27 protein-coding genes are annotated in these 25,065 nt (G+C 69.6%); 12 read left to right on the forward strand and 15 right to left on the reverse strand.

What is annotated here, in order from left to right; translation table 11 throughout:
- Positions 1 to 71: 71 nt before the first annotated feature.
- On the forward strand, positions 72 to 629 hold the full coding sequence (locus tag Psi02_RS07075) for a TetR/AcrR family transcriptional regulator (protein WP_203972641.1): 558 nt from the start codon (positions 72 to 74) through the stop codon (positions 627 to 629).
- Between the two features lie 32 nt (positions 630 to 661).
- Here Psi02_RS07075 and Psi02_RS07080 read toward each other — a convergent pair whose 3' ends face one another.
- Entirely contained in the window at positions 662 to 1,012 is a 351-nt protein-coding gene (locus Psi02_RS07080) for a YciI family protein (protein ID WP_203972642.1), read from the reverse strand.
- Between the two features lie 108 nt (positions 1,013 to 1,120).
- Here Psi02_RS07080 and Psi02_RS07085 point away from each other — a divergent pair, with 108 nt between their 5' ends.
- Positions 1,121 to 1,621, forward strand: a complete 501-nt coding sequence (locus Psi02_RS07085; RefSeq protein WP_203972643.1) for a hypothetical protein — start codon at positions 1,121 to 1,123, stop codon at positions 1,619 to 1,621.
- Positions 1,622 to 1,708: 87 nt separating this feature from the next.
- Here the strand turns inward: Psi02_RS07085 and Psi02_RS07090 are convergent, their stop codons facing one another.
- The 6 genes from Psi02_RS07090 to Psi02_RS07115 are packed head-to-tail and all read right to left on the reverse strand — an operon-like array spanning position 1,709 to position 6,041.
- Positions 1,709 to 1,981, reverse strand: a complete 273-nt coding sequence (locus Psi02_RS07090; RefSeq protein WP_203972644.1) for a copper homeostasis protein CutC — start codon at positions 1,979 to 1,981, stop codon at positions 1,709 to 1,711.
- The gene (locus Psi02_RS07095) at positions 1,978 to 2,928 is read right to left on the reverse strand and encodes an asparaginase (protein ID WP_203972645.1); all 951 of its coding nucleotides are present in this window, start codon (positions 2,926 to 2,928) and stop codon (positions 1,978 to 1,980) included. Before Psi02_RS07095 ends, Psi02_RS07090 begins: the two co-directional genes overlap by 4 nt.
- Positions 2,921 to 3,730 carry an amino acid ABC transporter permease gene (locus tag Psi02_RS07100; protein ID WP_203972646.1) on the reverse strand — a complete coding sequence of 270 codons (810 nt, stop codon included), beginning with the start codon at positions 3,728 to 3,730 and terminating at the stop codon, positions 2,921 to 2,923. The genes Psi02_RS07095 and Psi02_RS07100 overlap by 8 nt, the downstream gene beginning before the upstream one ends.
- Positions 3,727 to 4,371 (reverse strand): amino acid ABC transporter permease, encoded by a 645-nt coding sequence (locus Psi02_RS07105; protein WP_203972647.1) that lies wholly within the window; start codon positions 4,369 to 4,371, stop codon positions 3,727 to 3,729. Before Psi02_RS07105 ends, Psi02_RS07100 begins: the two co-directional genes overlap by 4 nt.
- The gene (locus tag Psi02_RS07110; protein WP_203972648.1) at positions 4,371 to 5,291 is read right to left on the reverse strand and encodes a glutamate ABC transporter substrate-binding protein; all 921 of its coding nucleotides are present in this window, start codon (positions 5,289 to 5,291) and stop codon (positions 4,371 to 4,373) included. Before Psi02_RS07110 ends, Psi02_RS07105 begins: the two co-directional genes overlap by 1 nt.
- Before the next feature lie 21 nt (positions 5,292 to 5,312).
- On the reverse strand, positions 5,313 to 6,041 hold the full coding sequence (locus Psi02_RS07115; protein WP_203972649.1) for an amino acid ABC transporter ATP-binding protein: 729 nt from the start codon (positions 6,039 to 6,041) through the stop codon (positions 5,313 to 5,315).
- A 104-nt stretch (positions 6,042 to 6,145) separates the two neighbouring features.
- Between Psi02_RS07115 and Psi02_RS07120 the strand changes: the two genes are divergently transcribed.
- From Psi02_RS07120 to Psi02_RS07150, 7 genes are all read left to right on the forward strand, one after another.
- The gene (locus Psi02_RS07120; protein ID WP_239094675.1) at positions 6,146 to 7,288 is read left to right on the forward strand and encodes an ROK family transcriptional regulator; all 1,143 of its coding nucleotides are present in this window, start codon (positions 6,146 to 6,148) and stop codon (positions 7,286 to 7,288) included.
- A gap of 451 nt (positions 7,289 to 7,739) precedes the next feature.
- Complete coding sequence (locus Psi02_RS07125; protein ID WP_203972650.1) at positions 7,740 to 8,438, forward strand: FadR/GntR family transcriptional regulator; 699 nt, start codon at positions 7,740 to 7,742, stop codon at positions 8,436 to 8,438.
- A 146-nt stretch (positions 8,439 to 8,584) separates the two neighbouring features.
- Complete coding sequence (locus Psi02_RS07130; RefSeq protein WP_203972651.1) at positions 8,585 to 9,370, forward strand: creatininase family protein; 786 nt, start codon at positions 8,585 to 8,587, stop codon at positions 9,368 to 9,370.
- Positions 9,371 to 9,467: 97 nt separating this feature from the next.
- Positions 9,468 to 10,373, forward strand: a complete 906-nt coding sequence (locus Psi02_RS07135; protein WP_203972652.1) for a substrate-binding periplasmic protein — start codon at positions 9,468 to 9,470, stop codon at positions 10,371 to 10,373.
- Between the two features lie 10 nt (positions 10,374 to 10,383).
- Positions 10,384 to 11,178 carry an amino acid ABC transporter permease gene (locus Psi02_RS07140; protein ID WP_203972653.1) on the forward strand — a complete coding sequence of 265 codons (795 nt, stop codon included), beginning with the start codon at positions 10,384 to 10,386 and terminating at the stop codon, positions 11,176 to 11,178.
- A gap of 4 nt (positions 11,179 to 11,182) precedes the next feature.
- A complete protein-coding gene (locus Psi02_RS07145; RefSeq protein ID WP_203972654.1) occupies positions 11,183 to 11,950 on the forward strand; it encodes an amino acid ABC transporter ATP-binding protein in 768 nt (255 codons plus the stop codon).
- A 56-nt stretch (positions 11,951 to 12,006) separates the two neighbouring features.
- Positions 12,007 to 13,014 (forward strand): CE1 family esterase, encoded by a 1,008-nt coding sequence (locus Psi02_RS07150; protein WP_203972655.1) that lies wholly within the window; start codon positions 12,007 to 12,009, stop codon positions 13,012 to 13,014.
- A gap of 173 nt (positions 13,015 to 13,187) precedes the next feature.
- On the opposite strand, the gene Psi02_RS07155 is transcribed toward Psi02_RS07150, so the two are convergent.
- Together Psi02_RS07155 and Psi02_RS07160 are read right to left on the reverse strand one after the other, a co-directional pair.
- The gene (locus Psi02_RS07155; protein WP_203972656.1) at positions 13,188 to 14,291 is read right to left on the reverse strand and encodes a Gfo/Idh/MocA family protein; all 1,104 of its coding nucleotides are present in this window, start codon (positions 14,289 to 14,291) and stop codon (positions 13,188 to 13,190) included.
- Complete coding sequence (locus Psi02_RS07160; protein ID WP_203972657.1) at positions 14,288 to 15,031, reverse strand: sugar phosphate isomerase/epimerase family protein; 744 nt, start codon at positions 15,029 to 15,031, stop codon at positions 14,288 to 14,290. The genes Psi02_RS07155 and Psi02_RS07160 overlap by 4 nt, the downstream gene beginning before the upstream one ends.
- 766 nt (positions 15,032 to 15,797) lie before the next feature.
- Between Psi02_RS07160 and Psi02_RS07165 the strand changes: the two genes are divergently transcribed.
- Entirely contained in the window at positions 15,798 to 18,134 is a 2,337-nt protein-coding gene (locus Psi02_RS07165) for an HNH endonuclease signature motif containing protein (RefSeq protein WP_203972658.1), read from the forward strand.
- Between the two features lie 376 nt (positions 18,135 to 18,510).
- Here Psi02_RS07165 and Psi02_RS07170 read toward each other — a convergent pair whose 3' ends face one another.
- The 6 genes from Psi02_RS07170 to Psi02_RS07195 all read right to left on the reverse strand — a co-directional run bounded on the left by Psi02_RS07170 (position 18,511) and on the right by Psi02_RS07195 (position 23,400).
- A complete protein-coding gene (locus Psi02_RS07170; protein WP_203953145.1) occupies positions 18,511 to 18,738 on the reverse strand; it encodes a hypothetical protein in 228 nt (75 codons plus the stop codon).
- A 161-nt stretch (positions 18,739 to 18,899) separates the two neighbouring features.
- Entirely contained in the window at positions 18,900 to 19,838 is a 939-nt protein-coding gene (locus Psi02_RS07175; RefSeq protein ID WP_203972659.1) for an IclR family transcriptional regulator, read from the reverse strand.
- Positions 19,839 to 19,851: 13 nt separating this feature from the next.
- Entirely contained in the window at positions 19,852 to 21,111 is a 1,260-nt protein-coding gene (locus tag Psi02_RS07180; RefSeq protein ID WP_239094676.1) for a cytochrome P450, read from the reverse strand.
- Positions 21,112 to 21,139: 28 nt separating this feature from the next.
- Positions 21,140 to 22,081, reverse strand: coding sequence for a PDR/VanB family oxidoreductase (locus Psi02_RS07185; RefSeq protein ID WP_203972660.1), 942 nt, complete (start codon positions 22,079 to 22,081; stop codon positions 21,140 to 21,142).
- Positions 22,082 to 22,087: 6 nt separating this feature from the next.
- Positions 22,088 to 22,312 carry a hypothetical protein gene (locus tag Psi02_RS07190; protein WP_203972661.1) on the reverse strand — a complete coding sequence of 75 codons (225 nt, stop codon included), beginning with the start codon at positions 22,310 to 22,312 and terminating at the stop codon, positions 22,088 to 22,090.
- Positions 22,313 to 22,317: 5 nt separating this feature from the next.
- Positions 22,318 to 23,400, reverse strand: coding sequence for an aromatic ring-hydroxylating dioxygenase subunit alpha (locus Psi02_RS07195; protein ID WP_203972662.1), 1,083 nt, complete (start codon positions 23,398 to 23,400; stop codon positions 22,318 to 22,320).
- 183 nt (positions 23,401 to 23,583) lie between these two features.
- Between Psi02_RS07195 and Psi02_RS07200 the strand changes: the two genes are divergently transcribed.
- Positions 23,584 to 24,360, forward strand: a complete 777-nt coding sequence (locus tag Psi02_RS07200) for an ABC transporter ATP-binding protein (RefSeq protein WP_239094677.1) — start codon at positions 23,584 to 23,586, stop codon at positions 24,358 to 24,360.
- Positions 24,357 to 25,064, forward strand: a complete 708-nt coding sequence (locus Psi02_RS07205) for an ABC transporter ATP-binding protein (protein ID WP_203972664.1) — start codon at positions 24,357 to 24,359, stop codon at positions 25,062 to 25,064. The genes Psi02_RS07200 and Psi02_RS07205 overlap by 4 nt, the downstream gene beginning before the upstream one ends.
- Position 25,065: the final 1 nt, after the last annotated feature.

Below are 25,065 nucleotides of genomic sequence, written 5' to 3' on the forward strand. Positions count from 1 at the left end.
ATGCAACGCAACGGTGCGTTGTTTTTGCTTCAAAGTACAACGCAACGGTGCGTTGCACTACACTCCCGGACATGGCTCCTCGCAAGAAGCGGCAGATCCTGGACGCGACGCTCGAGTTGCTCGCGGAGAAGGGGTATGAGGGCCTCACCATCGAGGGCGTGGCCGCGCGATCCGAGGTCAACAAGACGACGATCTACCGCTGGTGGCCGTCCAAGGCCGCCCTGCTCGGCTCGGCGCTCGTCGAGGCGGATGCGCTCGACTTCGAGGCGCCGGACACCGGCAGCCTCGCCGGAGATCTCCGGAGCCTGGTCGACGGCGTCGCACAGCTGCTCACCATCCCTCCGGCGTCCGACATCGCCGTCGCCGCGCTGGGCGCCGCCGTACACGATCCCGCCCTGGCCGACGCGGCGAAGGGCTTCTTCGCCGACCGCTTCGCCCGAGAGCTGCCGATCTTCGAGCGGGCCCGCGAGCGGGGGGAGATCGACGCGTCGGCTGATCCGATGATGATCGTCGATCTGCTCGCCGGCGCCGTCTGGTTGCGGGTCGTGTTCCGGCAGATGCCCCTGGACCAGGACTTCACCGACAGAGCGGTGGCCCTGGTCCTCCACGGGGCGCGGGCGACCGGCTGATCACCGTCTCCGCGGGTCCCGGCTTCCAGGCGTCAGGCCTCGTCTGCGAACGGCCGCACCTCGATCGGGAGCAGGCCGATCGCCTGGGCGAGCTTGCTGCCCCATTCGAGCGCCGCGTCGAGGTCTGGCGCCGTGATGATCGTGAACCCGCCGAGATGTTCCTTGCCCTCGGCGTACGGTCCGTCGGTCATGAGCACGTCGCCGTCCTTGACCCGCAGCACGGTCGCCGTGCTCGCCGGGTGCAGACGACTGGCGAAGACCCACACGCCGGCGGCCTTCATCTCCTGGTTCAGGGCGTCGAGGTTCCGCGTGATCGAATCCATGATCTCGGGCGGGGGCGGATCCCCGTCGGGCTGGATCACGCTGAGCATGTACTGCTTCATGGGGTACTCCTTCGCGCTTGGACGAGTCTCATCCTCCATACGAACGGCCCCCGGCGGGATCGACATCGGACGTGGCGGGGATTTCGGCCGGCCGCCATGATTGGCGTCGTGATCGAAACGTCAGCGCCGGAACCCCGGCCGTGGAGCCGGTACGCCCTCACGATCGCCGGTCTCGCGGTCGTGTTCGGCGGGGGAATCTGGCTCAGGGACGTCTGCGATCTTCCTGAGCACATCTGGAGTGCCGGGATCGTGGCGACTGGGGGCTACATGATCGCCCACCCGTTTCTCGCCCTCGGATACGCCGTCGGCGGGAGTCCGATGCTGACCGTCCCGGTCGTCTGGTCCCTCTGGCGCGAACTCCGGACGACCTGGACGCTGAGGAACCGCCTGGCTCTCTACCTCGTCCTTCTCGGCATCGCGGCGGCGACGGCGCTCACGGCGGCTCTCACGCTTTCCGGCGAGGACACTCCGACCGGCTTCCTGTACTACCTGGCCCTGGGGGTGTTCCTGGCCACCGCGCTGCCTGGTGCGGGTGGGCTCGTGCACGTCCTGTTCGCCTGGCGCGTGGACCGCAAGGCCGGGGTCGGCGCGGCAGAGCCCACGATGTGACCTGATGTGGCCTGGCCAGCATGTGGCCTGGCCGGGGTCGGCCAGGCCACACACACGACTCGGACGGCTAACGCGCGGAGGCGGAGATCACCTCGGACACCAGCGCGGGCGAGGTGACCTGGCGGACGTACTCCGGCCGGCGCAGCTCCCCGCCCATGAACGGATACGGGTTGCGGTGGACGGCGGGACTCGCGACCGGATCGACGAGACCGCCGCGCGGGTCGCCTCGACCGCGCTGAGGGTCGGCGTCAGGCCGCCGTCGAAGAGCGCCGAGCACAGCTCGACCCGATGCGCACCGGCACGTTCGGCCGCCAGCGCGCCCGCCGTGCTGTCGATGCAGATCTCGTACGTGAGGCTCATGATTCCCCCGAGGCGTGGATCTCGCCGACCGGGATTCCCCCGCCCAGCACCGGAACAGTCGCGAACTCCGCGGCCGGCGTGACGTCTCCGCCCGCCGCCCGCAGCGTCGCCAGAGCGATCGCGGTCGTGGCACGCGGGCTCCCGTCGATGACCTTGACCGCCGCCGCGTGCCCCGAGGCGAGCGCGACGACGAGCACCCCTTCGGCCCCGCCCTTCGCCACCGCGCCCGGCAGCGCCCGCATGAGCGAGGTGTTCACGTGACCGGTCCCGCCGACGTACTCGGGGTGTTCGCGCATCGCGTCCGCGACCGCCCGCGGCGCCGTCCCCGGCTCGGCGAGCACCATGGCCTGTACGGCTCTCGCCAGACCCTCCAGCGAGATGCCGAACAGCGGCGCGCCGCAACCGTCGACGGCGACGTGGGCCGCCTTCTCTCCCGACAGCTCCTCGACGACCGCGCGGACCCGCTGCTGGACGGGATGGCCGGGGTCGAGGTAGGAGTCGACGGCCCAGCCGGAGACCGCCGACGCGGCGAGCATCGCGGCGTGCTTGCCCGAGCAGTTCATCCGCTCACGCGACGGTCCCCGGCTGCCTCGGATCAGCGTGTGCCGGGTGGCCTCGTCCTCCGGCCAGTCGGTGGGGCAGCCCAGGGCGTCGAATCCGAGCCCGGCCTCGGCCAGAATCTCGGAGACCAGCCGCACGTGGAAGTCCTCACCCGTGTGGCTTCCCGCCGCGATCGCCAGGCGCGGGCCGTACAGGTCGGCGCCGGAGAGCAGGCAGGCGAGCGCCTGGAACGGCTTGGCGGACGAGCGCGGCAACACCGGCGCGCCGACCTGGCCGCGCGCGACGGCGGTGCGGCCGTCGGGCGTGAGAGCGACGGCGCTGCCGAAGTGCACGCTCTCCACGAACCCCGACCGCACCACCTCGGCGAGCGGGACGAACTCAGACACGGAACAGCCTCCTTCGCGGCTGGCGCGCCTCGAGAGTGCGGGCCAGTTTGGACAGCGATGCGTTGACCACCAGATAGACCAGCGCGACGACGATGTAGGTCTGGATGAGCAGGCCGTTGTAGTTCGCCAGCACCTTGCCGCTGTAGAGCAGTTCGGCGTAGCTGACGACGAAGCCGAGCGAGGTGTCCTTCAGCAGCCCGACCGACTGGCTGACGATCGAGGGCAGGACGCGCCGGGCCGCCTGCGGCAGCACGATCAGGCGCATGGTCTGCCCCTGCGTCAGCCCGACCGCGAGCCCGGCCTCGCTCTGGCCCCGCTCGATGGACAGGATTCCCGCCCGGAAGACCTCCGCGAACAACGAGGCGTTCGAGACGGTCAGCGGCACGACGAGCTTCCAGAACAGGGGCAGGTCCAGGCCGTACCGGGGCAGCGCGAACAGCACGACGTAGACCAGCACCAGTACGGGGATCGTCCGCACGGTCTCCACGTAGGCGGCCGACGGCATCCGGACCCACGGCCGCCGGGAAAGCCGCCCGAGCGCGAGTGCCAGGCCGGCCGCCATCGAGAGCGCGGCCGACACGACCGCCGCGAGCACGGTGGACCACAGCCCGCCGAGCAGGTAGCGCCACATCGGCCAGGTCGCGTACGGCTGCCAGCGGTCGGCGGCGAGCTGGCCGTTCGCGGCGAACTGGCGGACGGCGAGCGCCACCAGGCCCAGCAGGACGACCGCCCCTGCGATGGTCGCGATCCTGATCCTGCGGCGCGCCCGCGGGCCGGGCTCGTCGAACAACACGTTGCTCACCGGACCACCGCCAGTCGGCGTTCGAGCCGGCCGGTCACCAAGCCGGCGCAGGCCGCGACGACCGCGTAGGCCAGGCCGGCGCCCACGAAGATCGGAATGGGCTGGGCCTCCAGGAGATTGACCCGGTTGGCGGCGGCCGTCAGTTCGACGACGCCGACCGCCGCCGCGAGCGAGGTGTTCATCGTCAGGGCGATGAAGATGTTCCCGATCGGCTGGATGACCGTCCGCAGCGCCTGGGGCAGGACCACGTGCCGCAGGGACTGGCCGAAGGTCAGCCCGAGCGCCCGAGCCGCCTCACCCTGACCTGAGGCGACCGCGTTGACGCCGGACCGCAGCGCCTCGGCGATGTAGGCGCCCTCGTAGAGCGCGATGACGACGGTGGCCGTGACCTGGAGGCCGGCCTGCAGGCCGATCTCCGGCAGGCCGAAGACCGCGAGGACCAGCAGGACGAGGAGCGGCAGGTTCTGCAGGGTCTCCACGTAGGCCGTGCCGATCCCGCGCAGGACGGGGACCGGGCTGACCCGCATGGCGGCGATCAGCAGACCCACGACCGCGGCGCCGGCGAACGACGCCGCGGTCAGTTGGAGGGTCACGATCAGCCCCTGCCAGAACTCGGGCAGGTGATCGAGGAACGCGGACATCAGGAACCCGGAACCGATCCGATCTGCGGCGGAGTCGGGGCCTCACCCTGCACGACCGTGCCGAGGGAGCCCTTCCAGATCTGCTGCCAGACGCCCTGGCCCTGGATCTTCGTGAGCCAGTCGTTGACGAACTTCTTGAACTGGTCGTCGCCGTGCTTCAGGCCGATGCCGTACGGGTCGGTCGTGAACGGCGAGCCGACGACCTGGATCGACGGGTCCTTCTGGGCGTCGGCGACGAGGAGCGTCTCGTCCTGGACGTAGGCGACGCCGCGGTCCTGCTTGAGCGCCTGGACGCACTCGGGGTCGCTGCCGAACGTCACGATCGTTGCCTGCGGGGCGAGCTTCTTGATGGCCGTGATCGCGGGGGTGTTGGCGCCGGCGATGACGGTCTTGCCGTTCAGGTCCTCCGGCTTGGCGATCCCCGCCGCACCCTTCTTCACCGCGATGGACAGGCCCGAGGAGTAGTACGGCCCGGCGAAGGCGACCTGCGCGGCCCGCTCCGGAGTGATCGTGTACGTCTGGAAGACGACGTCTACGGTGCCGTTGCTCAGCAGCGCCTCACGGGTCTCGGACGCCGCGTTGACGATCTTCACCTTGGGCTGGCCGATGATGTACTTCGCCAGGGCCTTGCCCATGTCGGCGTCGAACCCCTCGACCTCGCCGGTCGTCGGGTTCTGCTGGGACAGCAGCGGCGCGTCGAGCGAACCGCCGACGATCAGCTCGCCGCGCTGCTTGATCTTCTCCATCGTCGAGCCGGGCAGGATCTCGGCGGCCGAGGCGACCGGAGCCTGCGCGATCACGCCGTTGTCCTTGGGTGCGCCCGGCACCGCCGAGCTCGTCGAGTCCGTTCCGGAACAGGCCGCCGAAAGGCCGACCATCGACACGGCGGCGACAGCGGCCACCCGCCTCATGGACACCATCGGGCCCACCATCCTTTGCGATCAGTGTGTGAGTACCTTGGCCAGGAAGCTCCTGGCCCGGTCCGTCGTGGGAGATTCGAAGAAGGCGTTCGGCTCCGCCATTTCGACGATCTGGCCGTCGTCCATGAAGACCACCCGGTCGGCGGCCCTGCGGGCGAAGCCCATCTCGTGGGTGACGACGACCATGGTCATGCCGTCGGCGGCGAGCTGGACCATGACGTCCAGGACCTCGCCGACCATCTCGGGGTCCAGGGCCGAGGTCGGCTCGTCGAAGAGCATCACCTTGGGCCGCATGGCGAGCGCCCGCGCGATGGCCGCCCGCTGCTGTTGCCCGCCGGAAAGCTGCCCGGGCATCTTGCCGGCCTGCTCGGCGATTCCGACGCGGGCCAGCAGGTCCCGGGCGGTCTTCTCCGCTTCGGCACGGCTGAGGCCGCGCACCTTCATCGGCGCGAGCATCACGTTGTCCAGCACGGTCTTGTGCTGGAAGAGGTTGAACGACTGGAAGACCATCCCGACGTCGGCCCTGAGCCGGGCCAGTTCGCGGCCCTCCACGGGGGCGGGCACACCGTCGATGAGGATCTCGCCGGAACCGGCGGACTCCAGCCGGTTGAGGCAGCGGCACAGCGTGGACTTGCCGGACCCTGATGGACCGATCACCACGACGACCTCTCCTTGGGCCACGTGAAGATCGATGTCGCGCAACACGTGGTGTTCACCGAACCACTTGTTGAGCCCTTGAACTCGAATCATCGCCATCTTCTTTCGAAATCGAAGATAAAGCGGACCGTAATGGATGATTCTGGCGTAGGTCAACGTGTTGCCGTACAAAGTTAACCCGTGGTATTCCTCTGTCCATGTCAGGCAAAGAGAGGTTGCCGGTGCGGGGTGCGCAAGGCGATCTCCTGCGCCTCATCGCCGGCGGGCACGCCGAGTCGCGGGCGGAGTTGGCCCGTCTCTCCGGCCTGGCGGCGTCGAGCGTCTCCCTGCGCGTCGAGGAACTGATCGGGAGCGGCCTCCTCGTCGAAGAGGGATCGGTCAGTTCGCGCGGCGGCCGGCGCCCGAGAAGGCTCCGGGTCAGTCCCACCGCGGGCGTGCTCGCGGTGGCCGACCTAGGGGGGCACCACGCGCGTCTCGGCCTGCTCGACCTCAGCGGCACTCCTCTGGTCGTCGAGGAGCGTCCCTGTGAGATCGCCCTGGGGCCGGAGGCGACTCTGAACTGGATCGCGGCGTCGTTCGACGACCTGCTGGCGACCCACGGACCGGCTGGGGTCCCTCTGCGCGGGATCGCCATCGGCCTCCCCGGGCCCGTGGATCCGGCCAGCGGTCGTGTCGTGTCGCCCTCGCGGATGCCCGGGTGGAACAACTTCCCCGTCGCCGAGCACCTCGGCGCTCACTACGACCTGCCGGTGCTCGTCGAGAACGACGCCAATCTCCTGGCCGTGGGGGAGGCCCGCGCCTGGCCGGGCTGCGAGACCGTCTTGGTGCTGAAGGCCGGCAGCGGCATCGGCTGCGGAGTGATCGTCAACGGCGTCCTGCATCGCGGGCGCGGCGCGGCCGGCGACATCAGCCACGTCCGCGTCAGTTCGGACTCGTCGGTCACGTGCTCGTGCGGCCACCTCGACTGCCTGGAGGCCTACGCCAGCGGGGCCGCGCTGATGAGCGTCCTCGCCGAGCAGGGGATCGCCGTGGGGCGGCCCTCCGACGTCGTCGCCCTGGTGGACGACGGCATTCCGGAGGCGACCGCCCTGGTGAGGAACGCCGGCCGCCTCATCGGCGAGGTGCTCACCGTCCTGGTGAACTTCATCAACCCCGACGCCATCGTGGTCGGCGGCAGCCTGTCCAAGGCGGAGCCGCTCATCTCGGCCATCCGCGCCGCCGTGTACGAACGTTGTCTGCCCCTGGCCACCCGCGACCTCGAGATCGCCGTGACGCGCTCAGGTCCGGACGCGGCGCTGCTCGGCGCGGGCATCCTGCTCCTGGACGCCGTCCTCAGCTGACCGGCCGTCGCCGGATCAGGTGCACGGCTTGTAGGCCAGGTGCACGGCTTGTTGGCCAGGTGCACGGCTTGTTTAGGCCCGGGCGGTCGTGCCGCCGCGGGGTCCCGGTCATCGCGGGGTCTTTCCGTCATCGCTCCGATCGCATCCGCCTCGCGGCTCGGCCGTACGGATCGAAAGCGAGTGGCGCGACGCCGACCAGGTAGGAGAGCACGCTCACCCCTGGGTCGAGCCCTTTCCGTCGGCGTCCACGTCTTGATCGCCACGCGTGCGACGTGCACACGATCACCGGCTCGGTTGAGGACATCTCGGTCGCGCGGCGCGTATATCCGTGCCAGGCCGGTGCGATGAATTGCCCGTTGTGCTCCATTGACAGAATCTTCGTCCACTGCCAGAGTCACCAAGTGACTAGTTCACTTGGTCGTTTTTCGAACGCGAAATGGATGGCGGCAGCATGACGGAGTACGACGCTCCGGTCTCCCCGTCGGTGAGACCGAGCCTCACCGACGGACTGATGACCCAGATCCTGGAGATCATCAGGCGGGACAACCTGAGTTACGGCGACGGACTCCCTACGGTGCGGGATCTGGCGAAACGGTTCTCCGTCACAGCCCCGACCGTTCGGGAGGCGCTCCGCGGTCTGCAGGCGACCGGCGCGGTCGAGTTGCGTCACGGCTCGGGTGTCTACGTGGGGGCCGGCGTCTCCCGGATGGTCCTCGCCAATCCCCATACGACGGGGATCTCCACGGAGGCGACCCTGCAGCTGGTCGAGGCCCGGTTGATGATCGAGCCCACCATCGCCATGCGGGCGGCGCTGCACCGCACGTCGGACAATCTCGACCGGTTGCAGGCGGCACTCGCCACCGCTCTGCAGCCGCGCGACGCCGACCAGCCGGAGGCGCGGTTGAACTTCCACCGCGAGCTCGCCGCGGCGTCGGGCAACACCGTGATCTACGAGGTGATCGACTCACTGCTCGCCGTGCGGCGGCGGGAGCAGCGGGAGGTGCGGCGGATGTACGACCACCGCGCCGACTATGACCAGCACGTCGCCATCTTCGAGGCGGTGGCGGACCAGGACGCGGCGCGTGCCGGCGAGCTGACCCGCGCACACCTGACCGAGATCCGCAACGCGGTCGCCGCGCGCCTGTCCTGACGCCGGCAGGTGGCCGGAGCCGGCGGTGACCGGCTCCGAACTCGGCGCGAGCACAGCTGTATCGATAGGACTGGAGAGACACATTGGTAGGGGTAGGGCCGCAGAGGCAGAGTCGCCCTCGGGGGAGCGGTCATCTTCTCGCCGAGATGACATGGCCCGAAGTGGAAGCAGCCCGCGAAGTCGCGCCGCTGGTGATCGTGCCGCTCGGCTCGTGCGAGCAACACGGCCGCGGCATGGCCTTGCAGACGGACACGGTCCGGGCGGTCGAGCTGGCGAAGTTGGTCGCCGAACGGATGGCGCCCCGCGCGGTGATCGCGCCGGAGACGACGGTCGGCCTGTCCGAGCACCACATGGGCTTTCCCGGCACGCTCACGCTGTCGCCGGAGACGTTGCAGCAAGTCATCTATGAGATCGTCCACAGCCTCCATCGGCACGGCTGGCGCAAGGTGTTCCTCCTCAACGGGCACGGAGGCAACAACGCGGTGGTCGACATCGCGTCGATCCGCATCCGCGCCGACTTCCCTGACATGCACCTCGCCTCCAGCGGCATCTCCGCCCTGGTGCCGGACGTCATCAGCCAAGAGGGGGTCAGCGAGCTGCGCGGCCATTCCTGCGAGGTGGAGACTTCGCAGGCCCTGTACCTGGCGCCGGATCTGGTGCGGACGGAGAGCCTGGTGTCCGGAACGCATCGCCGTTCCGACCTCGATCCCGCGGGCCGGCTCAGCCGGATGCACCCCGCGATCCATTTCCCCCAGCCCTACCACCGCCTCGATCCGAACGGTGCCCTCGGCGACGCCACCGTGGCGAGCGCCGAGTTCGGTGAACGACAGGTGAAGGCCGCCCTGGACCGGCTCACCTCGTTCCTCGAGCAGTTCATCGCCCTGCCGCTGCCCAGTTCGCCATCGGCGCCGGCCACGCCCCATTCCGTCTGAGCATCGCCATTCCGTCTGAGCATCGACGACGGTTCCACGTCGGACACCCCGTCCATCACTTCGTCGGACACCCCGTCCATCACCTCAAGGAGTCACCATGCCCCCCGCATCCGTACGCAGCAGACGCCGGTCCTCATCGCGGCTGGCCGCGGTCGCCATAGCGGTCGCCCTGGCCGGCACGGCCTGCGGCGGCGCCGACGGTACCGATGGCGGCGCGCAGAACGGTGCCGATCTGGGGCTGGTCAAGCCAGGTGTCCTGTCCATCGCCTTCCGCACCGACGACAAGCCGGCGTCGTTCCTGCAGGACGGCAAGGCCACCGGCATGTACGTCGATCTCATGGATGAGATCGCCAAGCGCATGGGCCTGAAGACGACGTACGTGTCCAGTGACTTCGCCAGTCTGCTGCCCAGCGTCCGCAACCACCGGTACGACACCGCCGCGTTCGGTGTGCTGGTCACGCCCGAACGTGAGGCGGTCACCAACTTCACCGCAGCGGTCTCGTACGGCGAGGCTCAACTGATCTCCCTCAAGCAGTCGCCGCTCGCGACCATCAAGGACTCCGGGGGCAAGACGGTCGCCATCACCCGCGGGAGCGCGCTCATTCCGTTGCTGCAGAAAACCGCTCCCACAGTGGTCATCAAGGAGTTCCCGAACATCGCGGCGAGCGCGAACGCCCTTACCGCCGGCCAGGTGGACGGGCTGTTCTCCGGTACGGCCACCGTGCGCGAGTTGCTCGCACAGCACGACGACTTCACCGCCTCCGAGGTGATCACGTCGGGCAAGACCGCGTTCCCCGTGGCCAAGGACAAGCAGAAGCTTCTCGACGCGGTTAACAAGAACCTCGACGGCATGATCGGGGACGGCACGTACACCCGGCTGTTCTACAAGTGGAACCCGGCGGACGCGCAGATACCCGAGGAACTCGTCACCGAGCATCCGGGCATGTCGACGACCGCTCCCGCCGGGGCCACGGCGTCCGCGGCGCCTTCCGCGAGCTCGTAGGAGGCCTGCGATGTTCGAGGGGCTTCAGCGCGTGTGGGAGACGTTCTTCAACCTCGACCTCATCGGGCAGACCCTGCCGACCCTGCTGCGAGTCGGCCTCCCCAACACGCTGCTCCTGGCGGTGCTCGCGAGCGTGATCGGCGTCGTCGTCGGAGTCGTGATCGCGGCCGGGCTGATGTCGTCCAAGGTGGCGGTCCGCCTGCCGTGCCGGATGTACGTCGACGTCCTGCGCGGTCTGCCGCACATCCTCACCGTTTACCTGGTCGGTCAGGGACTGCCGCTCGCCGGGATCACGCTGTTCGGTGAGAGCACCTACGGATATGCCGCGCTGGCGATCGGCCTGCTCGAAGGTGCCTACATGGCCGAGATCTTCCGGGCGGGATTCCAGAGCGTGGAGAAGGGACAGACGGAGGCGGCCCGCGGCCTCGGCCTGTCCCACCTGGAGACGCTGCGTTTTGTGGTCTTCCCGACGGGAGCCCGTCGCGTCCTGCCACCTTTGACCGGGCAGTTCATCCTCGTCATCAAGGGCACCGCGCTGGTCTACCTCCTCGGTCTGACGGCCGGCCAGCGGGAGATGTTCGCGATCGCGCAGGATACGGCGATCGTCAACGCGTCGCTGTCGCCGCTCGTGGCGGCGGGTCTCCTCTTCCTGGCGATCACGGTGCCGTTGACCTACGCGGTCAACGCCTGGGAACGGCGGCTCCGGGACGGGCGGAAGGACGCGCCGACCGGCAGCGCGACCGACAGCGCGACCGACAGCGCGACCGACATGGACCGGGCACTCGCACATCAAGGCACGGGATGACCCCATGACGACACAGACCACCTCGCAGGCCCCCACGACCCACGGCACCCCGGTCACCTTCGACCACGTGAACAAGAGATTCGGGCGGACCCGGGTCCTCCACGACATCTGCCTGGAGGTCCCGGGCGGTCAGACCACGTGCGTCGTAGGACCCTCGGGCTCCGGCAAGTCGACCCTGCTGCGCTGCACCAACCGGCTCGAGGAACCCGATGAGGGCAGGGTGCTCCTCGGCGACACCGACGTGACCGACAGGTCGGCGGACATCGACGCGGTCCGCGCGCGGATCGGCATGGTCTTCCAGACCTTCAACCTGTTCCCCTACCGCACCGCGCTGGACAACATCACGCTCGCACTCCGGCGCGTACGCAAGCTGCCGGCGGACGAGGCGGCCGAGCGGGCACGCACGCACCTGGCTTCGGTGGGGCTGGCAGGCCTGGAGCATCGGCGGCCGGGACAACTGTCGGGAGGCCAGCAACAACGTGTGGCCATCGCCCGCGCCCTGGCGATGGAACCGGAGGTGATGCTGTTCGACGAAGCGACGTCCGCGCTCGACCCGGAGCTGGTCAAAGGCGTGCTTTCCATCATGCGCGACCTGGCCGGACAAGGCATGACGATGATCGTGGTGACGCACGAGATGCGTTTCGCGCAGGAGGCCGCCGGACAGGTCGTCTTCCTCGACCACGGCAGGCTGATCGAGAAGGCCGCCCCGGACAAGTTCTTCGGCGCGCCGGAAAGCCCGAGACTCCAGGCGTTCCTGAGCGCGGTCACCTGACTCCCGCCGCGCTCCGCACCCCCCACCCGCAACCTTCGACAGAAGGCTGGTTCAGCATGCGCACATTCACCCCCAAACTCCTGCGCGTCGCGGCGTCGGCCGCGCTCGTCGTCGGACTCACCGCGGCCGCCGTGACGCCCGCGTCGGCGTCGGCTTCGGCTTCGGCGGAGCCGGTACGGCAGGCCGGACCGCGCGGTCATCAGTCCGGGGTCGTCGACCACCGGGTCCCGACCCGAGGCTGCCGGCGGCCGCCCACCGCGGAGCCCGGCGTCTCGGAGCAGCACACCATCGTCTCCGGTGGCGTGACGCGCTCCTACGTTCTGCACCTTCCCGCGACCTATCGGCCCGGGAGAAAGACGCCACTGGTCATGGCGTTCCACGGCCGCAAAGGCAGCAGTGAGCAGATCGAGGGCTTCTCCGGCATCTCGGCGCTCGACGCGATCGCCGTCTACCCGCTGGGCCTGATAGGCGAGGGCGGCCACACCGCGTGGCAGGGGGCCCCTTATGCCGCGGGCGCCGACGATGTGCTGTTCGTCAGTGACCTGCTCAACGAGCTGCAGGGCACCCTCTGCGTCGACCCGGCCCGCATCTTCGTCACGGGTAAGTCCAACGGCGCAGGCTTCGCCGGCGTCCTGGCCTGCCGCCTGTCTCGCAGGATCGCCGCCGCCGCACCGGTCTCGGGAGCCTTCTATCAGGCCGGGGAGCAGAACTGCGCACCGCGGCGGGCCGTGCCGATCCTGGACTTCCACGGCACCGCCGACTCGATCGTCGACTACCTGGGTGAGCCCGAAGACGGCCTCCCCCCGGTGTTCGACTGGACCGCCGCGTGGGCCGAGCGTGACGGCTGCGACGGCACCCCGCAGACGATCGTCGCCAAGGACGACATCACCGCCTTCCAGTGGACGGGCTGCCGGGCCCACTCGACGGTCATTCACTACCGCATCGAGGGCGGCGGCCACACCTGGCCCGGCGAACTGGCCGACAGCGGCCCCGGGCACGTCACCCAGACCATCTCCGCCACCGCGGTGATGTGGGACTTCTTCAAGACCCACCCGCTGCGCTGACCGAACGGAGAAGAGGCACGGAGGAGGGGCACGGAGAAGGGGCACGGGCACCGTGACAGGTCACGCGGCCCGTGCCCACACACATCCGTGTGTGACGCTCCTTCTCATGTGTTGGCACTTTCCGGCGTTCGCTTTCCACGCACGCGCTTCCGGCGCGCACACGCCCGGGAAGGTCAGTGCAGGGTCGGCGCGTACGGGTCCCACGCCTCGGGCAGAGGGTCGCCGGGCGGCACCTCGGTGCGGATGGGAAGGAACTCGCCACGCTCCGCGGACTCGATGATCGCCGTCATCGTCTCCAGGACGTGGAGCGCGAGAGCCCCCGAGGCACGGTGCGGCGTGCCGGAACGAAGTGACCGTGCCATGTCGAGCACGCCGAGCCCGCGACCGGCCGTGGTTCCCTCGACCGGCAGTTCGCGCCAGTCGTCGTCCCGGGCGCCGCGAATCGACAACGGACCGGCGAAGGTGTTGGGATCCGGCACCGACAGGGTGCCCTCGGTACCGGTGATCTCGATCATCGTCCGGCGTAAGGGCGAGTCGAAGCTGAAGGTCGACGAGGCCGTCGGGCCCTCTGCGAAGTCGATCAGCGCGGTGACGTGCGTCGGCACCTCGACCTTGAAGCTCGTGCCCGCCTTGGGGCCCGAGCCGATCACGCGATGCGTTCCGGTACGCCGGGTGGTGGCCGCCACCTGGCAGGCGGGGCCGAGCATCGCGACCAGTGCGGTCAGGTAGTAGGGCCCGATGTCGAACAGAGGGCCCGCGCCCCGCTGGTAGAGGAACTCGGGACTCGGATGCCACGACTCGGGGCCGAGGTTCTGCATCATGGCGGTCGCGGCGATCGGCGTGCCGATGAGGCCGGCCCGCAGCGCGCGGACGGCCGACTGGATGCCCGCGCCCAGGAAGGTGTCGGGCGCGTTCCCGACCAGCAGCCCTCGAGTATTGGCTTCGGCCAGCAACTTCTCGCCCTCGACGAGGTCGAGTGTCAACGGCTTCTCGCCGTACACGTGCTTGCCCGCGCGCAGAGCCGCCATCGCGACGGAGGCGTGAGCGGCGGGAATGGTGAGGTTGACGACGATCTCCACCTCGGGCAGCGCGAGGATGGTGTCCACGTCGCCGGACACCGGCACGCCGTACTCCCGGGCCGCGGCGGCGGCCCGGCCGGTGTCGAGGTCGGCGACCCCCAGCACGCGGGTGTCGGGGAAATCGGAGAGATGACGCAGGTAGTGGCTGCTGATCACACCGGCGCCGATGATCGCGACGCCCGCGGGCCCGCTTCTCACACCGCCTCCAGAGTGGACAGGTAGGTGCGGCTCTCGGCCAGGGCGTCGACGATGTCGGTCGCGCAGCTGTCGAGTTCGACGATCCGCCAGGCGTCCGGCCGTGCGGCGAGGATCTCGGGTACCGGCATGACCCCGGCGCCCACGGCGGTGTGCGGCTCGTCCTTGACGCCGGGGCCGTCCTTGACGTGCAGTGCCGCGACCCGATCGCCGAGACGGCCCAGCAGGCCGGGCACGTCGGCGCCGCCCACGGCGGCCCAGTACGTGTCGACCTCCAGGAAGACCTCCGGAGGGAGCATCTCGGCCAGCACCTCCAGTGCGTGACGGCCGTCGACACGCGGCTCGATCTCCCACCAGTGATTGTGATATCCGAGCCGCATGCCGTACGGCTTGGCTTGTTCGGCCAGGCCGCTCAGCAGGTCGGCGGTGCGGGCCAGGCCGTCGCGGGTGGTGAACTCCTCGTGCGGGATGCCGCCCGGGATGACGACCATGTCGGCGCCGATGGTGGCGATCGCGTCGAGCACGGCCCCCGGCTCCTGGTCGAGCAGGGCATAAGCGTGGGTGCACGGCACGGCCAAGCCCAGATCATCGGTCAACTGCCGGAAACCCTGCGGATCGGTGGTCGGGTCGAACGGTTCCACCGCGTCGTAGCCGATATCCGCGATCCGGCGCAGCACGCCGTTACGGTCGGCTGCGAGCTGTTCCCGGACTGTGTACAGCTGGACGCCCAGTGGTCTGCTCATCGCTTCATCGCTCCTGTTCCATGTCGAGCCGCACTTCGCCCGTCACACCTGTCACGCCTGTCACGCCTGAAGGGGGAGACGGGGGCGGCGCGCCCGCGCCCGCTGGTGATGTCGTCGCCGATGAACAGGATGGTGCTGCCGGAGTGAGGGTCACGGTGGCTCCTCGACGGGGGTGGGGGACGTCGTCGATCAGCTTTGCTCCCTTCGATTCAACCCCAAAGATCGTCCGAAATGGGAGTTCCAGATGGGGTGATTTGGGGCGCATCGTCGGTCGTCGGCCGACTGTCCGACCTCTGACCCCCTGGCCCCGACCTCTGCCCCTGGCCCGCCTGACTCCCGCCCCCGGCCCTTGAACCCCCGACCTCTGACCGGCACGGGCACGGGCACGGGCGGTGGGCGCTCGCCGTACCGCCCTGCTCCGCTGTACGCCGCCAGCCGCTTGGACCGCGTGAGGGCAGGAGGGCCGCGTGAGGGCGGGGGCCAGGGGAGGTCGAGACCGTCCGGCATATGGGCGCGTGCGGTCTGAACCTCAGTCCCTGTCCTTGAGCGCCCTGGCGGAGGGCGTGATGCGGACGACCGGCCAGGCCGTGGACCCGGTTCACGGTCTTGCGCATTGCGCGGCATTGTGTTGCTCGCTATTTGTGGCATGGACGGGCGAGATCGGGCCGCCCGGTCTCTTGTATATGCGGATTTCTCCTCCGGTGGGAAATTCTGGTGGGGCGCTGCGCGGGGCGTTTTTGTCGGTGGCGGTTGGTAATTTCGTGGTGTGGTTGTCGAGCGGCAGTTGATTCCTCCCGGCCTGGTGGGCATGGCGCCTGGGCCGGAGTCGGCTGCCGCGTTGCATGGGCTGGATCTGGGCCGGTTGAGCGGTTATGACGCCGTGCTGGTGTTGCAGGCGTATGCGCAGCTGGAGAGCTACGTTCAGGCCCGCAAGGCCGAGGTGATGGCCGAGGTGGGGCTCTATGAGCCGTCGCCGGGTGACATGAAGAAAATGGCCTGCCCGGATAAGTATTCGGCTGACGAGATTCGTGCCGCGTTGACTTTGACGCGTCGTTCCGCCGAATACGAATATTGGTTGTCGTATTTCCTGGCGACCCGATTTCGCCGGGTGCGTGACGAGCTTTTCTGCGGCCGGATCGATAAGGCGCGCGCTCGGGTGTTCTGTGACTGGCTGGAGGACGTGCCCGAGCAGGTGGCCGATGCGGTGGTCGCGGCGCTGTTGCCGAAGGCAGGTGAGTGGACGACCAGCCAGTTGAAAGACAAGATCAAACGCCTGTTGCTGGCCGCCGATCCGGGGTGGGCGCGGCGCAGGTACGAACGTGCGGTGCAGCGGCGCCGGGTGGAGGGCACGCGTCTTGATGACGGGACCGTGACCATCACCGGGCAGCAGTTGCCGGTCGACCAGGCGGCAGCGGCGATCTGCCGGGTGAATGCGATCGCGCAGAAGGCCAAGCGGGCAGGGTTGGGAAGCCCGATCGACCACATTCGAGCCGACGTGTTCCTTGGTCTGCTCGATGGTGAGCTCTCCGGCCTGGACGACGACGCGATCATCGCGGTGCTGCTCCGGGCAGCCGCCGAGGCCGCCCACGGCGACGAGGACGACTACGACGACCAGCTTTCCGACGAGACCTTCCCCGACCTGGAATCGGGCGGTGACTCCGGGCCCGAGCCTGATGGCGACCCGTCGCGTGGCAGCGGGCCTTCCGGTGAGACACCCGTCCAGAATGGTGACCTGCAGCGCGGTAGCGGGCCATTCGACGGGACGCCGCCCGACTCAGACCCTGCCCTCGGACTTGACGGTGATTCCGGACCTGGTCCCGACCCTGATTCCGGGCCTGGTGATGATCCCAGGCCTGGTCGCGACACCGATTCCGGACTTGATGGTGATCCCGGGCCTGGTCGCGACACCGATTCCGGACCTGGTGATGATTCCGGGGCTGATCTCCACCCGAAACCCGAGCCGCGGGCTTCCGATGGGACCTCCGATTCGTCCAGGCTCGGTGCGGTCGGTGCGGTCGGTGCGGTCGGAGAGGTGCGGGTGCGTGTCTCCACGCTCTTTCACCTGGACGACTTCCCTGGAGAATTGGCCGGTTGGGGGCCGATCCCGGCGCATCTGGCTCGCCGCCTGGCCAAACGGCAGATCTGCGGGGAATGGCGTTTCGCCGTCTGCGATGACGACGGCCGGCTTCTGTACGCCGGGATCACCAGGCGTCGCCCCGCAGGTTGGCCCCGCCCACCGGGGAGACTGGGAGGATCCGACGGCCAACCCGGCAGACCGGGCCAACCCGGCGGACCGGGCCAACCTGGCGGGTCAGGCGGACCATCGAGTCGCAACGGGATCGTGGAGTTGCAGATCCCCCTCACCTTGCTGCGCGAGTGGCAGGCCGACCTGCCGGGACTCGAAGGCTGGGCCCCCGTCATCATCGACGTCATCCGGCAACTGGACGTGGCACGCGCCCAGGCGGCCAACCCGCCGGGCTTCGATGCCGACGGTGATGCCGACGGTGATGCCGGCGGTGATGCCGGCGGTGATGCCGGCGGTGATGCCGGCGGTGATGCTGAGGCGCGGCGGCGATTCGCCGCGGCCGGACTTCGGCGGTGGGTGCAGATCCGAGACAGGGTGTGCACCGCTCCCGGTTGCCGCGCGCCCGCGAACCGGTCCGAGCTCGATCACATCAACCCGCACAGCCATGGCGGACTCACCACCGCGCACAACCTCGAGGCCGCCTGCTCGCACGATCACGATCTACGCGATCACGGTTGGCAGGTCGTCCAGTCGACACCGGGTCAGGTGATCTGGATCAGCCGCACCGGACATCGTTACCCGGTGCGCACACCGCCGATCATTGAACCCTTCCCCACGGCCTGGCCGGGCATCATGAAGGTCGATGTCGGGACCATCGCCGACGAGATCGACCTCGACGCCTACGCGTGCCACCCCTCAGGCCAGGAGGCCATCCCCATCTGGTGGGAACCAGTCTCCACCGAACGTCCATCCGAAGGATCAGCGGCCGGTTCATCGGCGGCGGGGCGGGGGCGTGAGCCGTTCGAGCAATCCAAGAAGGAGTCCCCGAATCCCGTGCCCGAGGTCCCGCCCTTCTGACATCCGCGCCTCAAGGACCGGGTGACATCCGCGGCTCAGGGACCGGGCTCCGGGCGTCCTACCCGGAAGCAATGGCGTGGATCAGCGATGTCACGGACAGAAAGCGAACCTGTGATCACGGAAATCACCGGCGACCTGCTACGCGATGACGCTCCCGTGCTCGATGATCGGCTGACCGCACTCCTGGATACGGGCCCGCGCGAGCGACCCGGGCACCGGCCAGGACAGGGAGATCGAGTCTCAGCCACGTCGTCGACTGTCCGCGGGTGCCCGGAGATATGCCTAACCACTGGGCGGGGTCGACCCGCCGCAGTGTCAATGTGCGTCTCTCAGACGCCGATCTTGCGTTCCGCGCGCCGCAGGGGCGCGCGGGATCTCAGAGTTTGACCAGCTTGGCGTACGGCGCCGTGATCCGCTCCTGCCGTGAGCCGAAATCGACGAGGACGGCGGCTCCCTCTTCGACACCGATGACCACACCGAGGCCGTAACGGTCGTGACTCACCCGGTCGTCCACGCTGTACTGCTCAAGTGGTGGCGCGGGAAGCGGGGGCTTGAAGGGACTTGTGGGCAGATGGCGCCGGGGCGCCCCGCTAGCAGACTTCATTCTCCCGAGTATGTCTTGTCCGGGAGACCGCTCGCGACGTATTGCCGCAGGGCAGATGGACCTGCACGTTACAAATTCATCGCGCCGCCACATGATCCGCAGGCCTCGGGCGCGGCCGGCGCGGCCGGAAGCCCGAGGAAATAGGGGCTGTGCCCGGCCGGCTACGTCCTGAGGTGCCGGGCGTCCTCGGAATGTTGCGAGTTGGGCGCACCGAGCAGGCGGGAGATGCTGCGGGCGGTGGAAAGGACCAGCGGCACGAGATGGGCCGGTTCCGCGCCCTGATGGTTGACCACCAGGGACAGCGCGGCCACGACCTCGTCGCCGTGGCCGTAGATGGGGGCCGCGACCGTGAAGGCGTCCTCGGTGACCTGGCGGTCACTGAGCGCGTAGCCCCGGAGCCTGACCTCGGCCAGCACCCGGCGCAGTCTCACCGGACTGTCGATCGTGTACCGGGTGAAGGTCTGCAACGGCTCGGCGAGCACCTGCTCCTGGATCTCAGGAGGCGCGTGCGCGAGCAGGACCAGGCCGCCTCCGGTGGCGTGGATGGCGAAGCGCCCGCCGACCCGGGTCAGGGTGGGCACCGCACCGCGTCCGGAGATCCGCTCGACGAAGACCACGGCCGGGCCCTCGCGCACCGAGAGCTGGACGTTCTCATGGGTCGCCTCGTAGAGGTCCTCCATCAGCGGCAGCGCGACATCGCGCAGCGGCAGGCCACGGGGGGCGAGAGAGCCGAGTTCCCACAGCTTTAGGCCGATCCGGTACTTCCCGTCGGGGCCGCGCTCCAGCGCGCCCCAGGCCGTCAGCTCGCCGAGGAGCCGGTGCGCCGTGCTGAGCGGGACGTCGGCCAGCCTGCTGATCTCCGACAGCGTGAGCTCCGGCTGGGCCGCCGTGAACACGTCGAGGAGCGCGAGCAGTCGCGAGCTGACGCTCCGGCTCCCGTCCGCGCCGGACGGGCCGGAGACGCCGGAAACGGCGGACACGCCGGACTGGCCGGAAACGCCCGAAGCGGCGGACACGCCGGACTGGCCGGAAACGCCCGAAGCGCCGAACGCGCCGGACTGGCCGGAAGCGCCGCCCGTGGCGGGTGAACGGTACGCCATCCCACCGATCTCCTCATCTGCCCCGGACGGCGGCCTTCTCCACCCGGATGGGTGCGCTGGAGAACCCGCGCAGGGTGTTGTTCGGTCTCGGCTCGGGTGCGGCCGTGGGCGACAGCATCGCCGCGCGCCTGGCGAGCGCGGTCAGGACCACGTCGCCTTCGAGGCGGGCGACCTGCTGGCCGACGCAGGCGTGGATGCCCGTTCCGAACCCGACGTGCCCCGCGGTCCGGCGAGTGACGTCGAGTGTATGAGGGTTGATCCATTTGCGGGGGTCACGATTCGCGGCCCCGAGGAACAAAAGGATCTTCTCTCCGGGGCCGATCCGTACCCCGCCGAGGTCCACCGCCCGGGTCGTCGTGCGGAAGAAGGTCTGGACGGGGGACTCGAACCGGATCGCCTCTTCGAAGGCCAGTTTGGCCAGCGCCGGGTTCTCGTGGACCCTCGCCCACTGGCCGGGGTGCGCGGCCAGCGCGGCGAGCGCGTTTCCGATGGCGTACACCGTCGTGTCGATCCCGGCGCTGAGCAGTGAGCGGACCAGCATCGCCGCCTGCTCCGGGGTGATCCGGCCGGTGTCGGCGAAGGCCCAGATGTCCTGGCCCAGGCCGCCGGCGGCGAGGTTCTCCCGGCGGCAGGACTCGTTGATCCATTCCTGGATCCGGGGCGCGTCCGCCATCGCCTCGTGGAACAGGTCGTTGCGCGGGCCGAAGCCGTTGAAGGCCATGCCGCCGTACGGCATCAGGTTCTCCCTGCCCTCCTCCGGCAACCCGAGGGCGTCCGGGAAGACCCGCAGCGGGAAGACCTCCGCGAGATCGCGGACGGCGTCGAAGGTGCCGCGCTCGACCAGGTCGCCCACAAGTGACTCGGCCACGGCGGCGAACTCCTCCCGCAGGCCGCGGACCCTGCGCGAGGACAGGACCTCCGTCATGACCTCCCGGACGCGGGTGTGGTCCGGCGGGTCGGCCTCCAGGAGCAGGCTCGGGACCCGCCACGGCTTCTCCTTGCGGAAGTCGGCGAGCCCGACGCCCGAGGCGGAGGAGAAGGCCCGCCAGTCGGTCAGCGCCGTGACGACCTGCTCGTGACGCGCGGACGCCCAGATCCCGTAGTGGGAGAGCCACACGACGGGGCCGGCCTCGCGCATCCGCTCGTGGCGGGGATACGGGTCGGCCAGGAACGACACGCTGAACGGGTCGTCGTCCAGGACGGGGACGGGGACGGGGACGGGACCGGGGACGGACGGGCCGGGACCGGATGAGGTGGTCGCTCCTGAGGTCAATGTGTCCTCGCTCTTCTGGTTTCCTGTTTCAGAGGTCGAGCACGAGCCTTTCGCCCAGGCAGCGGGAGACGCAGATCATCATGGTCGTCCCCTCGGCGCGCTCGTCCTCGGTCAGCAACGAGTCCCGGTGGTCGGGCGTCCCCTCGAGGACGTCGGTCTCGCAGGTGCCGCACGTGCCCTCCTGGCAGGAGGAGAGCACCGGGATCCCGGCGGCCTCGACGCACTCCAGTACGGTCTGCCCGGGGCCGACCGTGAGAGTGAGCCCGGACTGCGCGAGCACCACCTCGAACATGCCGTCGCGGTCGTCGTGGATCGATTCCTTGGGTGCGAACCGTTCGACGCGCAACATGTCCCGGGCCCCGCAGGCGTCCTCGAGCGCCGCGAGCAGCGGCTCCGGGCCGCATCCGTAGACGAGCGTGTCCCGCGTGGCCTCCTCGAGAAAGCCCTTCAGGTCCAGCAGGCCGTGCCTGTCCTGCGGGCGGACCAGGACGCGGTCGCCGTACCGGTCGAGGACGTCGAGGAACGCCATCGAGGGCCGGGTCCGCCCGCCGTAGAGCAGCCTCCATCGGGCGCCCCCGGCGTCCACCTCCGCGATCATCGGCAGCAGGGGGGTGACGCCGATGCCTCCGGCGACGAAGAGGTACGACGGCGCGTCCTCGAGTTCGAAGTGGTTGCGGGGGCCGCGGACGAGGATCCGGTCGCCCGGGGACAGCGTGTCGTGCACATAGGCCGAGCCGCCCCGGCCGGCCGGCTCGCGCAGCACGCCGAGCCGGTACGCCGACGCGTCCGCCGGGTCGCCGCACAGGGAGTACTGCCGCACCAGCCCGTCGCCCAGGACGAGGTCGATGTGCGCCCCCGGCCGCCAGGAGGGCAGCGGGGTCCCGTCCGCGTGGCCGAGCACCAGGGCGACCACGCCGTCGGAGACGACGATCTTCTCCCGGACGACGGCGACGAACTCCGGTTCGTGCATCGCGGGCTAACGGGTGACAGCCGGTTCGCGGACCGGCGGCGGGGGCTCCGCGGAGCCGGGCGGGTTCACGTGACCTTCCGGGTGCCGCAGCAGCCAGTCCCACAACTCGACCGGGTCTTCGAACCGCCGCCGCGCACCGCAGTGACAGATCCCGAGCAGCAGGTCCGTGCCCGGCACCCATTCGACCGTGAAGACCGTCCCGGAGTCCGTCCTGTCCTTGAGGCCGGCCACGGCCGTCACCCCGTGGCCGCGGTGCTCGGGGCGCGGGCGGGCTCGGCTCCCTCTCCCGCCGCGATCTGCGCCGCGATCAGACGGCGGGCGGCCAGGCCGCCGGTGTCGATGTTGATGCTCAGCTCCTGGTAGCCGTCGCTTTCAGCGGCGAGCACCTCGGCCAGTTTGTTCAGCGCGACGACGTCCTGGAGCACGACGGTCCTGTTGCTCTCGCGCAGGAAGTCGGACACCCCCTCGTCGTCCCGGGCGAAGTCGCGGGCGACGGCCCAGAAGTCGTGCGTGGAGTTCTCCGTCTCCGGGGTGATCGCGTACACGACCTCGACGTGGAAGCCGCCGGCGTCGGAGCCGTCGGCGTCCGGGAGCACACCGACCGGAGCGACCCTGCTGTGCAGCAGGTAGAGGCACGGCGGGTGGTACTCGATGTCCTGCCAGCGCACGATGCGCCCGGTGATCCCGGTGGACTTGGCGTAGAACGGCGGGCAGGCCGCGTCGTCCATGTGCCTGCTGACGTAGATGATCTGCTGCTCGTCGTCGACCTCGGTGCGGATCGGCGTGTCGGCGACCTCGGGCGTCCCGATGTAGCCGCCGTGCAGGTACGTCTCGTGCGACAGGTCCAGGAGATTGTCGACCAGCAGGCCGTAGGGGGCGTTCAGCGGCTCCATGCCGTACACGCTGGTCCACTCCGGGTCGTCGAGCCACGGCGCGCGGGGGATGCCGGCCGGATCCGCCTTGTCCTTGTCGCCGATCCACACCCACACGAACGAGTCCTGCTCCACGACCGGGTAGGCGGGCACGCGGGCGGTGCGCGGGATCCTCCGCTGACCCGGTACGGCGACGCAGGTCCCCGACGGGTCGTAGGTGAACCCGTGGTAGCCGCACACCACGTTGTCGCCGTCGAGGTGGCTCTCGGACAGCGGGAACCTGCGGTGGACGCAGTGGTCCGACAGCGCGACGACCGGTCCGGCCTGAGTCCGGTAGAAGACCAGGGCCTCGCCGAGGATCGTGCGGGGCAGCAGCTTCCGGGTGATCTCGTTGCCGTACGCGGCGACGTACCACCGGTTCCTGGCGAATTTGACTGGGAAGCCCACGATGTCCGTCCTGTCTGGTCGGGTGCGGAGATGCCATGAGGATCGGTCGTCGGGACACTCGGATGAAACATGACTTCCGGCATCCGGAAGTCGTATCGAGACGCAGAAAACTTTTCGGGACGCTTCCACTGACCAGAAGGGCGGCTGTCATGGCCGCCCTCCACACGACCGGTGGGTGGCGGTGTGAACCACGGAACACAGGCCCTCGTGGAGGTGCGCGACCTGACCCTGCGGTTCGGCGGGGTGACGGCGCTGGCGGACGTCGCGTTCGACGTCGGCGACCGGCAGATCTGCGGGTTGGTCGGCCCCAACGGCGCGGGCAAGTCGTCGCTGTTCAACTGCGTCAACGGCTACTACCGGCCGTCAGGGGGGAGCATCCGCGTCGGCGGGGTGGACGTGCTGAGCGTGCCCGCGCACCGGATGGTGCGGCTCGGGATCGCCAGGACGTTCCAGCACCCCACGCTTCAGCCGGACCGCACCGTCCTGGACAACGTGCTGCTGGGCGGGCACAGCACGCTCTCCGGCACCGTGCTGTCGGCCATGTTGGCCCTTCCCGGCGAACGACGCAGGGAACGCGCGCTCGTCACCCGGGCCAGGGAACTGCTGGACTCGCTCGGACTCGCGGGCGTGGAGCGGACATCCGCGGGCGATCTGCCGTACGGGTCGCAGAAGCGGGTCGAGATCGCCAGGGCGCTGCTGAGCGGGCCGCGGCTGCTGCTCCTCGACGAGCCGGCCAGCGGGCTGACGCACAGCGAGGTCGGCGAGGTCGGCGAGCTGATCTCGCGCATCCGCGCCGACCACGGCCTGACCGTGATCGTGGTCGAACATCACATGGGCCTGATCTCCGCCGTCACCGACCACGTCGTGGCGCTGGTCAGCGGCAGGAAGGTCGCGGAGGGGACGGCGCAGGCCGTGCAGTCCGACCCGGTCGTCGTCTCCGCCTACCTGGGGGCGGCGTGAGCACGCTCGAGCTGCGCGGCGTGCACGCCGGCTACGGCAAGGCCCAGGTGCTGCACGACGTGAGCATTCACGTCGGCGACGGCTCGATCACGACTCTGCTGGGCGCCAACGGCGCGGGGAAGACGACGACGCTGCGCGCGATCAGCGGCCTGGTCCGGTCGACCGGGGAGATCCTCGTCGACGGCCGGCCGATCCCGTCCGCCCCCGACGCCGTGGCCAGGCTCGGCGTCGCGCACGTTCCCCAGGGCAGGGGGACCATCGGTCAGCTCAGCGTCGAGGACAACCTGAAGGCCGGGGCGCTGCTGCGGCGAGACCGCGCGCAAATCCGCGCCGACCTGCGGCGGCTGCGCGAGTTGTTCCCCGTCCTGGGGGAGCGGGCGCAGTCGCAGGCGGCGGGCCTGTCGGGCGGCGAGCAGCAGATGCTGGCCATCGCGCGGGCGCTCATGGGGCGCCCCTCGATCCTGCTGCTCGACGAGCCGTCGCTCGGCCTGGCCCCGCTGGTCACCAAGGAGCTGTTCGTCCTGCTTCCCCGGCTTCGCGACGAGTGGGGGCTCACCGTGCTGGTGGTCGAGCAGAACGCCGACCTGGCGCTGAGCGTCGGCGACCACGCGGTCGTGCTCGAGTCCGGGCGGGTCGTGCTGACGGGCACCGCGCGGGAGGTCTCCGGCCATGACGAAGTCCGACGCGCCTACCTGGGGAATTGAC

It is taken from the genome of Planotetraspora silvatica (assembly GCF_016863315.1).
Taxonomy (GTDB): domain Bacteria; phylum Actinomycetota; class Actinomycetes; order Streptosporangiales; family Streptosporangiaceae; genus Planotetraspora; species Planotetraspora silvatica.

What these genes read in the sequence shown, in the direction of transcription:
- Psi02_RS07075 (WP_203972641.1), top strand. Translation starts at nt 72, where the DNA reads ATGGCTCCTCGCAAGAAGCGGCAGATCCTGGACGCGACGCTCGAGTTG.
- Psi02_RS07080 (WP_203972642.1), bottom strand. Translation starts at nt 1,012, where the DNA reads ATGAAGCAGTACATGCTCAGCGTGATCCAGCCCGACGGGGATCCGCCC.
- Psi02_RS07090 (WP_203972644.1), bottom strand. Translation starts at nt 1,981, where the DNA reads ATGAGCCTCACGTACGAGATCTGCATCGACAGCACGGCGGGCGCGCTG.
- Psi02_RS07105 (WP_203972647.1), bottom strand. Translation starts at nt 4,371, where the DNA reads ATGTCCGCGTTCCTCGATCACCTGCCCGAGTTCTGGCAGGGGCTGATC.
- Psi02_RS07110 (WP_203972648.1), bottom strand. Translation starts at nt 5,291, where the DNA reads ATGGTGTCCATGAGGCGGGTGGCCGCTGTCGCCGCCGTGTCGATGGTC.
- Psi02_RS07115 (WP_203972649.1), bottom strand. Translation starts at nt 6,041, where the DNA reads ATGATTCGAGTTCAAGGGCTCAACAAGTGGTTCGGTGAACACCACGTG.
- Psi02_RS07120 (WP_239094675.1), top strand. Translation starts at nt 6,146, where the DNA reads ATGTCAGGCAAAGAGAGGTTGCCGGTGCGGGGTGCGCAAGGCGATCTC.
- Psi02_RS07125 (WP_203972650.1), top strand. Translation starts at nt 7,740, where the DNA reads ATGACGGAGTACGACGCTCCGGTCTCCCCGTCGGTGAGACCGAGCCTC.
- Psi02_RS07130 (WP_203972651.1), top strand. Translation starts at nt 8,585, where the DNA reads ATGACATGGCCCGAAGTGGAAGCAGCCCGCGAAGTCGCGCCGCTGGTG.
- Psi02_RS07135 (WP_203972652.1), top strand. Translation starts at nt 9,468, where the DNA reads ATGCCCCCCGCATCCGTACGCAGCAGACGCCGGTCCTCATCGCGGCTG.
- Psi02_RS07140 (WP_203972653.1), top strand. Translation starts at nt 10,384, where the DNA reads ATGTTCGAGGGGCTTCAGCGCGTGTGGGAGACGTTCTTCAACCTCGAC.
- Psi02_RS07145 (WP_203972654.1), top strand. Translation starts at nt 11,183, where the DNA reads ATGACGACACAGACCACCTCGCAGGCCCCCACGACCCACGGCACCCCG.
- Psi02_RS07150 (WP_203972655.1), top strand. Translation starts at nt 12,007, where the DNA reads ATGCGCACATTCACCCCCAAACTCCTGCGCGTCGCGGCGTCGGCCGCG.
- Psi02_RS07160 (WP_203972657.1), bottom strand. Translation starts at nt 15,031, where the DNA reads ATGAGCAGACCACTGGGCGTCCAGCTGTACACAGTCCGGGAACAGCTC.
- Psi02_RS07170 (WP_203953145.1), bottom strand. Translation starts at nt 18,738, where the DNA reads ATGAAGTCTGCTAGCGGGGCGCCCCGGCGCCATCTGCCCACAAGTCCC.
- Psi02_RS07175 (WP_203972659.1), bottom strand. Translation starts at nt 19,838, where the DNA reads ATGGCGTACCGTTCACCCGCCACGGGCGGCGCTTCCGGCCAGTCCGGC.
- Psi02_RS07185 (WP_203972660.1), bottom strand. Translation starts at nt 22,081, where the DNA reads ATGCACGAACCGGAGTTCGTCGCCGTCGTCCGGGAGAAGATCGTCGTC.